At 44.2% G+C, this 13516-nt stretch carries 8 protein-coding genes; 2 read left to right on the top strand and 6 right to left on the bottom strand.

What is annotated here, in order from left to right; genetic code table 11:
* Window positions 1-105: 105 nt before the first annotated feature.
* Both DN068_RS20445 and glmM read right to left on the bottom strand, forming a co-directional pair.
* On the bottom strand, window positions 106-1614 hold the full coding sequence (locus tag DN068_RS20445) for a phytoene desaturase family protein (RefSeq protein ID WP_165836474.1): 1509 nt from the start codon (window positions 1612-1614) through the stop codon (window positions 106-108).
* Window positions 1615-2776: 1162 nt separating this feature from the next.
* Complete coding sequence (gene glmM, locus DN068_RS20440) at window positions 2777-4171, bottom strand: phosphoglucosamine mutase (protein WP_111000801.1); 1395 nt, start codon at window positions 4169-4171, stop codon at window positions 2777-2779.
* A 214-nt stretch (window positions 4172-4385) separates the two neighbouring features.
* Between glmM and DN068_RS20435 the strand changes: the two genes are divergently transcribed.
* Together DN068_RS20435 and DN068_RS20430 are read left to right on the top strand one after the other, a co-directional pair.
* Window positions 4386-7205 carry a M16 family metallopeptidase gene (locus DN068_RS20435; RefSeq protein ID WP_111000800.1) on the top strand — a complete coding sequence of 940 codons (2820 nt, stop codon included), beginning with the start codon at window positions 4386-4388 and terminating at the stop codon, window positions 7203-7205.
* Between the two features lie 421 nt (window positions 7206-7626).
* Window positions 7627-9159, top strand: coding sequence for a T9SS type A sorting domain-containing protein (locus DN068_RS20430; RefSeq protein WP_111000799.1), 1533 nt, complete (start codon window positions 7627-7629; stop codon window positions 9157-9159).
* 168 nt (window positions 9160-9327) lie between these two features.
* Here the strand turns inward: DN068_RS20430 and DN068_RS20425 are convergent, their stop codons facing one another.
* From DN068_RS20425 to DN068_RS20410, 4 genes are all read right to left on the bottom strand, one after another.
* Entirely contained in the window at window positions 9328-10191 is an 864-nt protein-coding gene (locus tag DN068_RS20425; RefSeq protein WP_165836473.1) for an alpha/beta hydrolase, read from the bottom strand.
* 91 nt (window positions 10192-10282) lie between these two features.
* Window positions 10283-11389 carry an alkene reductase gene (locus DN068_RS20420; RefSeq protein ID WP_111000797.1) on the bottom strand — a complete coding sequence of 369 codons (1107 nt, stop codon included), beginning with the start codon at window positions 11387-11389 and terminating at the stop codon, window positions 10283-10285.
* Window positions 11390-11392: 3 nt separating this feature from the next.
* A complete protein-coding gene (locus DN068_RS20415) occupies window positions 11393-12496 on the bottom strand; it encodes an alkene reductase (protein WP_111000796.1) in 1104 nt (367 codons plus the stop codon).
* Window positions 12497-12517: 21 nt separating this feature from the next.
* Window positions 12518-13501, bottom strand: a complete 984-nt coding sequence (locus DN068_RS20410; protein ID WP_111000795.1) for an aldo/keto reductase — start codon at window positions 13499-13501, stop codon at window positions 12518-12520.
* Window positions 13502-13516 lie beyond the last annotated feature (15 nt).

The raw sequence follows: 13516 nt of genomic DNA, 5'->3' as shown, positions 1-13516 counted from the left end.
AGCAGCAGTTTGGAAACTTCTGTACAGAAGTCAGGCAAATCCTGTACAGAAGTTAGGCAAGTCCCGTACAGGATTTTGCTAAATGCTACGCCAGCGTTTAGCAAATCAGCTATTAATTTTTCCTAGCAGATAATCCAGTCCAATTAACTCGCCGGCAGTAGCAATTGCAGTAATGCTCACACCCAAAACGCCATGCAGGTTTACATTCTGGCCGGTTTGTAATAAGTTGGGGATGCGTGTGCGCGTTGCGATGGTTGTTTTCATCGGTTCATGTACGTTTTTGAGAATGCCGTACAATGCACCATTAGGAGTATGCGTGTAATCTCGGTATGTAAGCGGTGTCGCTACTGATTGGGCAAGGATATTTCCTTTCAATTCCGGAACGCGTTCCAATACTTTATTGAACAGTTGGTCGGCGTAAGATTGTTTGAACGATTCGTAGGTTTCGTCACGCTCCGTAGGTCTGCCAGAATGATTTTCTGTTGTATCCCATAACGCCGTTTGCACAGGACTCATATAAGTAAGTATGGACAGACTTTCTGCGAAGCCCGGTCGCTCTTTATCGCCGACGAAGTACAAAGCATAGGTTTGGGGCCATTCAGCTTTATTTGTCGCACCAATAAATACGTCATCGGTACGATGCCAGTAGAGGTTGTAATCGCGATGTGCAACTGTTCCGGGCCGCAATACCAAATTAATCATAAAGGCAGATTGCGTTTGTTCTAGCCCGTTGATGCGTTGCCGGTAAGCTTTGCGCAACAAATCGCTGTCGGTAATTCGCAATAATGCCGCGGGATGAATATTACTGATGAATTGTTTCCCGTAAAACCTTTGCCCACCTTCGGTTTCAGCGTAGCAAATCTGACCGTTTTCTTCCACCAGTTTTGTAACGCCGAGATTGCGATGAATTTCGCCGCCGTGCTTTTGTAATTCCTGCCAAAGCAATTTTGCTATCTGTGAACTACCCGGCATTACTTTATGTGCACTGTGCAGATAACTTTCCAGCACCAAAGCATGCAGATAAAACGGCGATACATTTTCGACACCGGCGTACAAAAGATTGTTTCCCGCCAGAACATTTCGCAGACGTTTGTTTGAAGTGATATGTTGTAGTGTACCGCTGAGTTCTAAACTGGTTACCGCAATCTTTTCATCCGCAGAACCATTGCGCAAATGATACAATGGAAAATGGCTGGTTACCTCGCTCATAGTGGCGATGTATTTTTTCAGCGCAGCTTTTTCCTCCGGGAAGAAAGGCAATAATTGTTCGATAAAATTCTCTTTGCCTGTTGCCTGTGGATATTCAATTTGCTCATCGCCGAAAGCAATGCGGTCGAAGCCATTAGTATCAAATGCCGAGAGCGATAATTTGTCCATAATACCGGCATAACTGAAGATCCGGTTGAGTGTATGCCCTTCGCCCAGACCGCCGATATAGTGCACGCAGCTGTCGAACACTTTTTTGTGCAGGGCAAATGTCTGCAAACAACCACCAATCTGTTTGTTTTTCTCCAGCACACAAACCTTCATGCCTTCCTTTGCGAGGAAAACAGCTGTCAGCAAGCCACCGAGGCCACTGCCGATGATCACTATATCGTATTCAGATTGACGCACAAAAACTAAAATGGTGCAGCAAAATACGATTTTATTAAAGCGGAAAGGCTAAAACTAAAAGCGTATAACCAGCTTAGCGTTTCACGCAAAGGAAAATAGGTAGCAAAGATGCAAAGGTTTTGTTCGCGGTGGCACGAAGGCGCGGCTTCCTATCACGTTTGTCATACTAACTAGAAGGCACATATAATGCGAGTGTATGCCAACACGGTCATCGCGATGACGACGAAAGAGGAAGTTGGAATCTGATTTCGCGGTTACTCGCGCGGTACTGCCCGCGTTTGTCCTCCTGACGAAAGAAGGTTCCCGCGTAACGAGCATCCGTATTTAGTGGGCCATCTCATGCCGATGTGACATTTAAACCATAAACACATTTTCAATTTTTGACTTTTTCTTTGAATCATCGCAAAAAAAACGACCTTACCATCATAGCACTCGCATTGAGTAACAGATTTTGAGGATCATCACGAGGAGCCCCAATACAGTGAAACTGTCGGGGCGACATGGTGATCTGATTTCGCGCTGAGGAAATTAAACATCCCCTCGCTGTTCGGCATGTTAGCATAGCGCATATCGAACGACAGATAATAGGGATTTTTAATCCCTATTGCGAAAGCTCGTTCTTCCCTCCGCGAAACCAGATTGCCACTTCGTCGTATCTCCTCATCGCAATGACCCGCAGGTTTTTTCGCGATGGGAAAAATTATTTGTTACAACTGCTCACATTCGTCAGGATCTTCGCTTAAACTCGTCCTTACGAGTTTAGAAAATCGTAAGGACGAGTTGGGAATATTGTAAGGACGATTTTGACGATCATATAAAAGTTGCTGCTGTGGCGGTTTTGGGAAGGTGGTTCTTCGACGCAATTTGCCCGATAATACAGACGAATCCAGCGCGAAATCAGATCGCCACATCCTCCTGCGTCGTCCTCGCGATGACCCGTATGGTTACATGCACGTAAAAAACAAGGAACCCGCAAGCGAGCGCCTGCGGGTTTCCTATTTTTTAATTTTATTTACTGAGGTTGCGACCACTCATTCAACACTTCTTATTCCGCGGGATGTCTCCTATCGTCGACATGACTATGCGGTTATACATCCACACTTTGACGTTTGACGTCTCACCACATTAACCATTGACTATTCACCATTCACCAAGTCAAGGCCTACTCCGCTTTCACCAGCATCATCTCCTTGATATCACCAATAATACGTTTGGCGATATTGTTGGCCGTTGTTTCGTTTACGCTTTCCGCATAGATACGAATGATTGGCTCTGTGTTTGAAGTACGCAGGTGTACCCAGTCTTTATCGAATTCAATACGCAGACCATCTTCTGTATTGATCGGCTGCTTTTTGTATTTCTTCATGATCTGGTCGAAGATGTGTTTTACATCCACGCTTTCGTCCAGTTCAATTTTGTTTTTAGAAATAATGTAATCAGGATATGAACTGCGCAGGTTTTTAGCCGTTTTGCCAGACTTCGCCAGATGAGTAAGGAATAAAGCGATACCGATCAGCGCATCACGACCGTAGTGCAGTTCCGGAACGATAACACCACCGTTACCTTCACCGCCGATTACTGCGTCTACTTCTTTCATTTTTTTCACCACATTCACCTCGCCTACCGCACTTGGATAGTAAGTACCACCGTGTTTTTCGGTAACATCTCTCAATGCGCGTGTAGAAGAAAGGTTGGAAACAGTGTTACCTTTCTTATGAGAAAGCACATAATCAGCAATCGCTACAAGTGTATATTCTTCGCCAAACAGGCTGCCATCTTCACAAACAAAACACAGACGGTCTACATCCGGATCAACGGCAATACCGAGATGTGCGTTTTTCTTTTCTACTACACTGCACAGTTCGCGCAGATGTTCTGGTAAAGGTTCCGGATTATGAGCAAATTTACCGGTTACTTCTTCGTTGATAATAATGATATCATCAACGCCCAGCGCTTTCAGTACCATTGGTACATAAATAGCGCCGGTACTGTTTACCGGATCAACTACAACTTTAAATTCTTTTTTACGGATTGCTTCTACATCAACTAATGGGTGCGCCAGAATAGCATCGATGTGCTTTTGACCCAAAGTCTCGTCTGTGGTTACCTTTCCTAATTTATTTACATCCGCAAAATCCATTTCAGATCTTTCGGCATATTCCAATATCCATTTGCCTGCCTCAGCGTCCAGAAATTCACCTGCCGCATTCAACAGTTTCAGTGCGTTCCATTCTTTGGGATTGTGGCTGGCTGTAAGGATAATGCCACCTGCTGCGCTTTCTGTTTTCACTGCCATTTCAACGGTTGGCGTGGTGCTCAGGCCGAGGTCGATGATGTCAAAACCCATGCCCTGAAGCGTTGCAACAACGAGATTGCGCACCATCGGGCCGGAGATACGTCCGTCGCGACCGATGATGATTTTCTTATTCTCTCCCTGCTGTGCGATCCATGCGCCATAAGCAGTAGTGAATTTTACAATGTCGATCGGTGTAAGCGCGGTGCCGGGTTTTCCGCCAATAGTTCCTCTGATTCCTGAAATCGATTTGATAAGTGCCATATAAACTGTGCTACCGTGCGAAGATAAGCGTTTAATATACTCGCGCTAGCCGGAAAGTACAATTAACATAGAATTTTGAACAAAAGGATCTTTCGGCGCATATAACGGCTAGAGAAGCCGTTATATAACAACATTTTAGCATTTTCGAACGTTTTCCACAGCTTTTATTTTCCAGCCATTAGCGTACTTTGCTCCTTTAAATCTGACCGCTTTTATGCAATCACACACCCGAATTTTGCTTCGCTGCATGCTGGCGGGCACCTTATCCTTTGCAGGTTTTTCATTGTTTGCACAGGATCTGAAATCAAACTTACCGACAGACCCAAATCTACTTACCGGCAAATTTGCCAATGGTCTTACCTATTACGTACGCCCGAATCAAAAACCGGAGAAAAAAGTAGAACTACGCCTGGTAGTAAAAGCCGGTTCGATTCTGGAAGATAACGACCAGCAAGGTCTGGCGCATTTCATGGAACACATGAACTTCAACGGAACAAAGAATTTCCAGAAAAACGAACTGGTCAATTATCTGCAATCAATCGGCGTGGAGTTTGGTGCCGATCTGAATGCTTATACGGCTTTCGATCAGACCGTTTATATACTGCCCATTCCTACAGACAAGCCAGGTAATCTCGAAAAAGGTTTCCAGATTATAGAAGACTGGGCACACAATGCTTTGCTGACTGATAAGGATATTGACGATGAACGCGGCGTGGTGCTGGAAGAAAGCCGTTTGGGTAAAGGCGCGGACGACCGCATGCTGAAAAAATATTTCCCGAAATATGCAGCAGGTACTAAATACGCTGAACGTTTGCCGATTGGTAAGGACACCATTCTAAAGACATTCAAATACGAAAACATCCGTCGTTTCTATAACGATTGGTACCGTCCGGACCTGCAGGCCGTAGCTGTTGTTGGTGATATTGACACTGCTACCGCGATGAAACTGATACGGGAACATTTTGCTACGCTGAAAAATCCGAAAGGCGAAAAAACACGCACCTATATTACAGCTGCGGCACGTACAAAATCAGACGCGATGGTTGTGACTGATAAAGAAGCAACAAGTTCAGATCTGCAGATTATGTTTTCACACACCAAAAAAATGGAAGAGAAAACTGTAGGCGACTACCGCTCAAATATAGTACGAGCATTGGCGCTGCAAATGCTGAACCGTCGTTTTAGTGATCTGTCGCAAAGCAGTAATCCTCCGTTTCTTTATGCTGGCGCAGGATTCGATGACCTGATTCATGGTTATGAAAGTTTTGTTGTGAATGCAGGATTTGGTGCTGATGGTCCGGATAATGCCATGAAAGCAGTTACAGCAGAGTTGATCCGAGCAAAGAAATTCGGTTTTACCGAAAGCGAATTGGAACTGACGAAAAAAGAAATGATGAGCGGCATGGATAAGCTTTACAACGAACGTAAAACAACCAACAGCGGCAGCTACATCAACGAATACACCCGCAATTTCCTGGATAACGAACCAGTTCCTGGCATCGAAAACGAATACCAATATTATAAAAATCTTTTGCCAGGCATTCAGCTTTCAGAAGTAAGTAAACAACCTGCGCAATGGATGCAGAACGTGAACACGTTTACACTGATCACTGCTCCTGAAAAAGCAGATCAGAAATTGCCAAACGATGCCGCTTTGCTCGCGATGACGCAAGCTGGATTGAGTCAGACGGTAACGGCTAAAGCAGAAGAAAAAGTAGCGACCAGTTTGATGACAACGATTCCGCAACCTGGAAAAGTAGTAGGAACTGTCAAAGAGGAAGGATTAGATGCAACTACTTATACATTAAGTAACGGCATTAAGGTAACCATCAAGCCGACCGATTTCAAAAGTGACGAAATCATTATGAGAGGTGTGAAACAAGGTGGTACTGGTCAATATGGCGTTGCCGACAAACAGAATGCTGCTTTCATTACCGATATCATTGAAGAAATGGGTATCGGTGATTTTTCACCTACAGATCTTGAAAAAATTCTGGCAGGCAAAACAGTCAGCATCAATTCCGATATGTCTGATATTGAAGATATACTTTCAGGTGGCAGCAGTATCAAGGATTTTGAATCGCTGATGCAACTCACTTACCTCTATATTATGCATCCGAGAAAAGATGAGGCGCTGTACAATGCATTTAAAGACAAACAAAAGCAACAGTTGCAATTCCTTTCTGCAAATCCAAAAGTAGCTTTTGCGGATACCATGATTAAAACGCTGTATGATAATAATCCGCTGGCCAAAATTGCAATTCCGACCATTCAGGATATCGACAAAGTAAATCTGGACCGTGCGCTGGACATTTACAAAGCGGAATTTGGCTCCGCCGATGGTTATCATTTCTTCATTGTCGGCAATGTAGACGCTGAAAAGATCATTCCATTGCTGGAAACTTATCTGGGCAGCATTCCGGTGCAGAAAAAAACAACGGCTTATAAAGACAATGGCGTTCGTCCGATTGCCGGTGAACATACTTTAAAATTCAAAAAAGGTACGGAAAAGCAAAGCCTGATCGTTACCCAGTATTATGGCGAGATTCCCTATTCTGATGATCTGGCACTGAAAGCACAAGCGCTTTCTGAAGTACTTAATATAAAAGTGGTGGAAGATCTTCGTGAGAAGTTAGGTGCTATTTACGGCGGTGGATTCAATGCGAGTGTGAGCAGATTACCTTATCAACGGTATTCTGTGGGCATGCAGCTTCCCTGCGGTCCGGAGAATGTAGATAAGTTGATCGCAGCTGCAAACGATGAAATTAAGGAATTGAAGGAAAAAGGTCCTGATCAGAAAGACCTGGATAAAGTGAAGGCAACCTGGCATGAACAACATCGCACGGCCTTGAAAGAAAACAAATACTGGATGGGCAGCCTCGAAAGCATTCTATTCTGGGGTAAAGACAAAAACACCATCCTGCAATATGATAGCCGGGTAGATAAACTGACACCTGCAGATATTCAGCAAACGGCACAAAAACTGTTTAATGGTAAAAATCAGTTTACAGCTATACTCTACCCTGAAGGTTAGTTTTTAGGCATCAGACATTAGATACTAGCAAGTAATATTTTGTGAAAAGCCGGCCATAGAGCCGGCTTTTTCATGCTCATAAACTCAAAATCAACCGCAAATGCCCAAATTCTGATACCCGTTGCCCGGTAGCGCCTTTCGGTTAACAATTAGCTTAACAAAACGAACTGATTTACAAACACTTCCATTTTTTGAATTTGCCCATTCTCTAAGACCCTTATCCAGCAAGGCTTTCCGAAGCACTTAATATTCAATCGTTATAATCAGATTCTATATCGCTTAACAATTGATTTAAAAACGTCTGGTTAAGAGCCTTCTTGCAACACACTCATTAGCAATTGATTAACTGTCCTGTCGGGTTTCTCGTTCCATCTTTGTGTCAACAAAACAAACAAATAACCACCCCCCAAAGCCAACCAAAATGACACAAGTATTTACAAAATTGATCGCTGCTGCTGCCCTCGCTACTGCTACTTTCGCTGCAAACGCTCAATCAGCTACTGCACCGATCAAAGGAAACGCCACTGCACTCCAGGTTGCCGCTTCTGCAACTACTGCTTATAAAGTAGATACCACAATTGCGCTGGATGCAAGCACTACTTACACTGGCGCAACAGTAAGCATCACTGGTTTTCAGTCTGGCGATGTACTCGGCTATACTGCAATCAACGGCATCACTGGTTCTTACAACGCAACTACCGGCGTTCTTACCTTCTCCGGTTCTTCTGCTGCTATCAACTATCAAAATATACTCCGCAGCGTTACACTGACATCTGCTGCAACTTCAGGTTCTAAATCTGTAGCATTCACAATCGGTTCTGCGCTGACTTTCAGCGGTAACGGTCACTACTACCAATACGTTGCCGGCGCTAAAACATGGGGAGCTGCTAAATACAGCGCTGATACAATGCGTCTCTACGGTATGCACGGTTACCTTGCTACTGCTACTTCTCAGGCGGAAAACGATTTCATCAAAGCAAAACTGCAGGCTGACGCGTGGATGGGCGCTTCTGACGACGTAGCTCAGATCAACGCTGCTACCGGCACTGCTACCTACAATAATCAAAACGGTTCTGAAGCAAACTGGTACTGGGTTACTGGTCCTGAAAAAGGAACTTTCGTTTCCAGCACAGATTATGGTAAACACCAAAATTTCTACAACTATGGCACAGTTGCTCCTGTAGCACAAGGCAATAGTTTCATGAACTGGAACACAAACCAACCTGATAACTACCAGGGTGGTAACACAAAAGGTGAAAACTCTGGCGCTATCTCTGCAACAAACGGTAAATGGAGCGATATGGATTCTTCTAACACGTTAGGTTTCGTAGTAGAATTCGGTGGTATGACTGGTGATCCTTCAGTTTCTCTGACTTTCACACGTACGGTTCAATACAGCGTTGCAATGGGCAATACTGCTAAACCACTCGGTCTTACCTGGGTTTCTTTCACTGCAAGTGCAGTAAATGAAAATACAGAACTGACATGGGCTACTGCTGACGAAAAAAACACAGCTACTTTCGAGATCGAACATTCTACTGATGGTGCTTCTTTTGAAAATATCGGCACAATCGCTGCAAAAGGTACTGGTAACAACACTTACGAATTCACCGATAACAACACTGCGAACGGCGCTAACTACTACCGTCTGAAACAAGTAGACAACGATGGCTCTTTCCAATATTCTAAAGTAATCAAACTGAACATCGGTAAAGAAGTAGCTGCTGCATCAGTAAACTTTTACCCGAACCCAGCTAAAGATGTACTGAACATCGCTACAACGGGTAATGTAACTGTAGCTATCTTCAACATGAACGGTGTAAACGTTGCAACGCAAGAAGTAAATGGTAACGGTCAGATCGCAACATCTAACCTGACTGAGGGAATGTATATCTGCCGCGTTGCAAACACAAACGGTGTTTTACAAACAAGCAAAATTCAAATCATCAAATAAGACATTCAAAAACATTTTGTTTTGGTTGTGGTTCTATAATAAAAAGGCTTCCGGGGGGAAGCCTTTTTCATTTTGGTCATTTGTTTATTTGAGATTGGTGATTGGCCTTCAATTGCAATTGGCTTCCTGAAATCTGATAAACCAAAGTCAATCACAAATTTTCAAACATCAATCTTGGAGGCCTTTAATAAAACTCGGAAACGGTGTATCCATATGAACCATGTTCGAAAATGTAACCGTTGTTGTTTTTAGCTTTGGGAAGCGCGCCAGTGTCTTCTCTGCATGATGCAAAAGCGAATCTGTCTTTACGAAGTTGACGTCTTCCGCATTTTCTTTATCCTCCAGCCCTCCATAAGTGATATATGTGGTGAGCGAATCTGCAGTTGCTGTTGTCTTAAGAGAATCAAACCGACCTAATAAATATTGCTGATTGTATTCCAGAGAGGGACTTGCCGCAATATAATGTGTGAAGCTATGATCAATACCGTTCAGATGCTGAAACAGAGCATACATCACGAAGTAGCCACCTAATGAATGTCCGGCTAAAGTACGTTGCGGGTTTGTCGGATAATGCTTGTCTATATAAGGGATAAGTTGGCCGTTCAGGAAAGAAAGAAATTTTTCAGCGCCACCACTGGCTGCCATTTCCTGTTCTGGCATTGCCGCCGGATAAGTATAATCGCGGTTCCGGAGTGAATCCAGCGTTGGGAAATCTTTGTAACCGATACCGACCACAATCATAGGATCCAGCATGCCGATGGTGCCATATTCTTTTGTAGTAGCGGCAATAATGTTGTAATAAACATTGGCATCGAGCAGATAAACGACCGGATATTTTTTTGACGGATCATAATCTTCGGGCAGAGCTACAGAAATATAAAAGCTGTCATTTACCGACGGTGCATACATGCTAAAATAAGCATCGCGGGAAACATCAGATGACTGACCACGTTGCTTTACTGTCCGTGGCTGACAACTACTGAAAATAAAAAGCATTCCGGAAAACAGAAAAACGCTGCGTAGTACTGCCATAGGTATGTAGTTTGACATAAACATACAGATCTAGCGACACGCAACATGTTAACCATATTCCGGAATACTTACTTTAACACAGCTTTACCATCTATGCGCTGCAAACATCTGCTGTTTCAAAAAATGGGTAATCGGTATAGCCATGTGCTCCGCCACCATAATGTAAGTGACGCTCTGGAGCAGTTAACGGCCAGTCGTTTTGCAAACGTGCTACCAGATCAGGATTCGCAATAAATGGTTCGCCGAATCCAGCTAAATCAATGCTGCCGTCAGCAATCATTTGTTCAGAGATTCCTTTGCTCATTCCGCCAGCGAGTACAATCACACCGGCATACCAGGTCCGGAAGCGACTCATAAAATCCTTTGGCAGCGCAAAACTGCCGCGTGATTGCTGATCCATAATATGGATGTAAGCGATATTTCGTTTTTGCAGTTCAGCAGCGAGGTATTGGTAAGTAGTTTCAATTTCATCGTACAACGGCAAATCATTCAGGCCTCCATAAGGCGTTAAACGAATTGCTACTTTATCCGCACCAATTGCAGCGATACACGCGTCTATTGCTTCCAGCAGAAACCGGCTTCTGTTTTCGACAGAACCTCCGTATTCGTCCGTGCGGTTATTGACAAACGGATTCAGAAACTGTTCAATCAGATATCCGTTAGCCCCGTGCAGTTCCACACCGTCGAATCCTGCAACAATCGCATTTTTCGCGGCATTGGCAAAATCATTTACCACTTGTCCCACGCCTTCGGTTGTCAGTGCTTGTGGTTCAGAACAGGGAACGAAATTTTCCTTTCCGTTTTCATCGTACCCCCAGGCAGATGAATTAGCACGAATATCAGACGGACCAAAAGGCTTACCACCATTGGGCTGTATCGATGTATGTGATACACGGCCAACATGCCAGAGCTGAGTGAAAATTACTGCACCATTTTTGTGCACAGCTTCTGTTACCAGTTTCCAGCCTTCGGTTTGAGCAGCCGTATAGAGACCGGGAATATGCAAGACGCCCATTGCGGTATCGGAAATTGCTGTTCCTTCCGTGATAATCAAACCGGCGTCACTACGTTGCAGATAATACAGTGCGTTCATTTCGTTCGGAATGCCGTTGGGATTGCGCGCGCGGGTCATCGGCGCCATAACAATTCGATTCTTTAATTGGAGCTGTTTACTATGAAATGATTCGAATAAAGACATTGCTTAGTTTTTATAAAATGAATAATCGGTATAGCCATTTGCATCGCCACCGAAAAACTTAGTGCGATCAGGCTCGTTTAAAGGCAAGTCATTTTCTAAACGATACGGCAAATCCGGGTTAGCGATAAATGGGCGGCCAAAAGCGATAAGATCTGCCCAACCTTTTGTCAGCGCTTCTTCGGAGCGTTCTTTTGTGTATTTTCCTGCATAAATTAAAGTGCCGGAGAACGCTTTGCGATAGGCTTCCTTAAAGGCAACCGGCATCACCGGCGCGTTGTCCCAGTCAGCTTCTGCAATATGGATGTAGGCAATTCCGATTTCATTCAGAATTTTCGCCGCGGCGATATACGTTTCTTCCGGATGATCATCAATCGCACCCATCAATGTTGTGAGTGGCGCCTGACGTACGCCCACTCTTTCTTTACCAATCGCATCAGCGACGGCTGTCACCACTTCGCGTAGAAAGCGAAGACGATTTTCCAACGAACCGCCATACTCATCTGTTCGAAGGTTGGTTTGCGAATCAATGAACTGCTCAATCAGATAACCGTTGGCACCGTGTAATTCCACACCGTCAAAACCAGCTGTTATAGCGTTTTTGGCGGCATGTGCATAATCTTTAATGATGCTTTGTATTTCGCCTATAGTCAATTCACGTGGCATGGAGTGTTGTATCATTTCACCAGCACCGCCAATGGCCCCATCGCCATTGGCATCTACAAAAACCTTTACACCGTCGGCTAAAATTGCGGAAGGAGCTACCGGTGCTGCCCCGTCTTCCTGCAGTGACACATGCGATATACGACCTACATGCCAAAGCTGTGCAAATATTTTACCTCCATTTTTATGAACTGCATCTGTTACTTTACGCCAGCCCTGAATCTGTTCATCCGTAAAAATTCCTGGTGTCCATGCATAACCTTGTCCTTGCCGGCTAATCTGTGTTCCTTCTGATATGATCAATCCTGCTGTAGCACGTTGACTGTAATATTCCGCCATCAGGTCGGTTGCAACTTCGCCCGAAGAAGCTCTGGATCGCGTCATTGGCGGCATGACGATTCTGTTACCAAGCGGCAGTCCGCTTAATTCATATTTTGTGAATAGCATCACACTTATATTTAAACGTTCTTAAATTCCGGCGATTGCGTTGTTGATCATTTGCAATTCTCCGGCAGATAATTCTATATTCATGGCGCCGGCATTTTCAATTGCTTGTGCTGCATTTCGCGCACCGGCCAGCACTACAGTAATTCCATTTTGTAAAGTGGTCCACCGAAGTACAATTTGTGATAAAGTTGCTTTTTTCTCTTCCGCTATTGGCTGAATTGTTTGCAGCAAAGCTTTTACTTTCTCTGCGTCAAACTGACCAAAATAGCCGTTGCGATGGTCGTCATTGCTGAGCTTCGCGTCTTTAAAATATTTACCGGAAAGCAAACCCCGTTCCAGCGGACTGTAAGCAATGATGCCAATTTTATTTGCAGTTGTATAAGGCACTAATTCCTGTTCGATGGCGCGGTTCAACATACTGTATGAAACCTGGTTGGAAGCCAAACCGATGGTCTTTGCAGCTTCCTGCATTTGTGTAACACTATAATTACTCACACCAGCCGCTCTGATTTTTCCTTGTTGAATCAATGCTTCCAGTGCTTCCATTGTTTCGGAAATCGACGTTGAATTATCAGGCCAATGTAACTGCAACAAATCAATATAATCGGTGCCCAGGCGTTTCAGACTCTCTTCAACTTCTTTGATCAGGTTTGCCTTTGAAGCATATTTAAAGACTGGAACTGTTTTACCCTCATCATTTGCATCGAAGAAAAATTCTCCCTTGCCATTGTTGCTGCCATCCCAAACCAATCCAAATTTTGTAAGCAGTTGTACCTTCGTACGATCCTTGCCTTTCAATGCTTCACCAATCATTTGTTCACTGAGACCGAAACCATAAAAAGGCGCGGTGTCAATTGAGGTAACCCCATGATCCAGAGCGGCGTGGATAGCGCTGATAGAATCGTTTTTTTCATTACCGCCCCACATATTACCGCCAATAGCGAACGCGCCGTAAGTGATAGTTGATAATTCGAGCGAGCTGTTTCCGAGTTTTCTATATTCCATTTTTGTTCGTTTTCT

It is taken from the genome of Taibaiella soli (assembly GCF_003236175.1).
GTDB lineage: Bacteria > Bacteroidota > Bacteroidia > Chitinophagales > Chitinophagaceae > QKTW01.
Note: the sequence above shows the minus strand (reverse complement) of the source record. Positions and strands in the feature narration are given on the sequence as shown.

Excerpts from the sequence above, each read along its gene's own strand:
- glmM (WP_111000801.1), bottom strand. The coding sequence starts at position 4,171 with ATGGCACTTATCAAATCGATTTCAGGAATCAGAGGAACTATTGGCGGA.
- DN068_RS20435 (WP_111000800.1), top strand. The coding sequence starts at position 4,386 with ATGCAATCACACACCCGAATTTTGCTTCGCTGCATGCTGGCGGGCACC.
- DN068_RS20430 (WP_111000799.1), top strand. The coding sequence starts at position 7,627 with ATGACACAAGTATTTACAAAATTGATCGCTGCTGCTGCCCTCGCTACT.
- DN068_RS20425 (WP_165836473.1), bottom strand. The coding sequence starts at position 10,191 with ATGGCAGTACTACGCAGCGTTTTTCTGTTTTCCGGAATGCTTTTTATT.
- DN068_RS20420 (WP_111000797.1), bottom strand. The coding sequence starts at position 11,389 with ATGTCTTTATTCGAATCATTTCATAGTAAACAGCTCCAATTAAAGAAT.
- DN068_RS20415 (WP_111000796.1), bottom strand. The coding sequence starts at position 12,496 with ATGCTATTCACAAAATATGAATTAAGCGGACTGCCGCTTGGTAACAGA.
- DN068_RS20410 (WP_111000795.1), bottom strand. The coding sequence starts at position 13,501 with ATGGAATATAGAAAACTCGGAAACAGCTCGCTCGAATTATCAACTATC.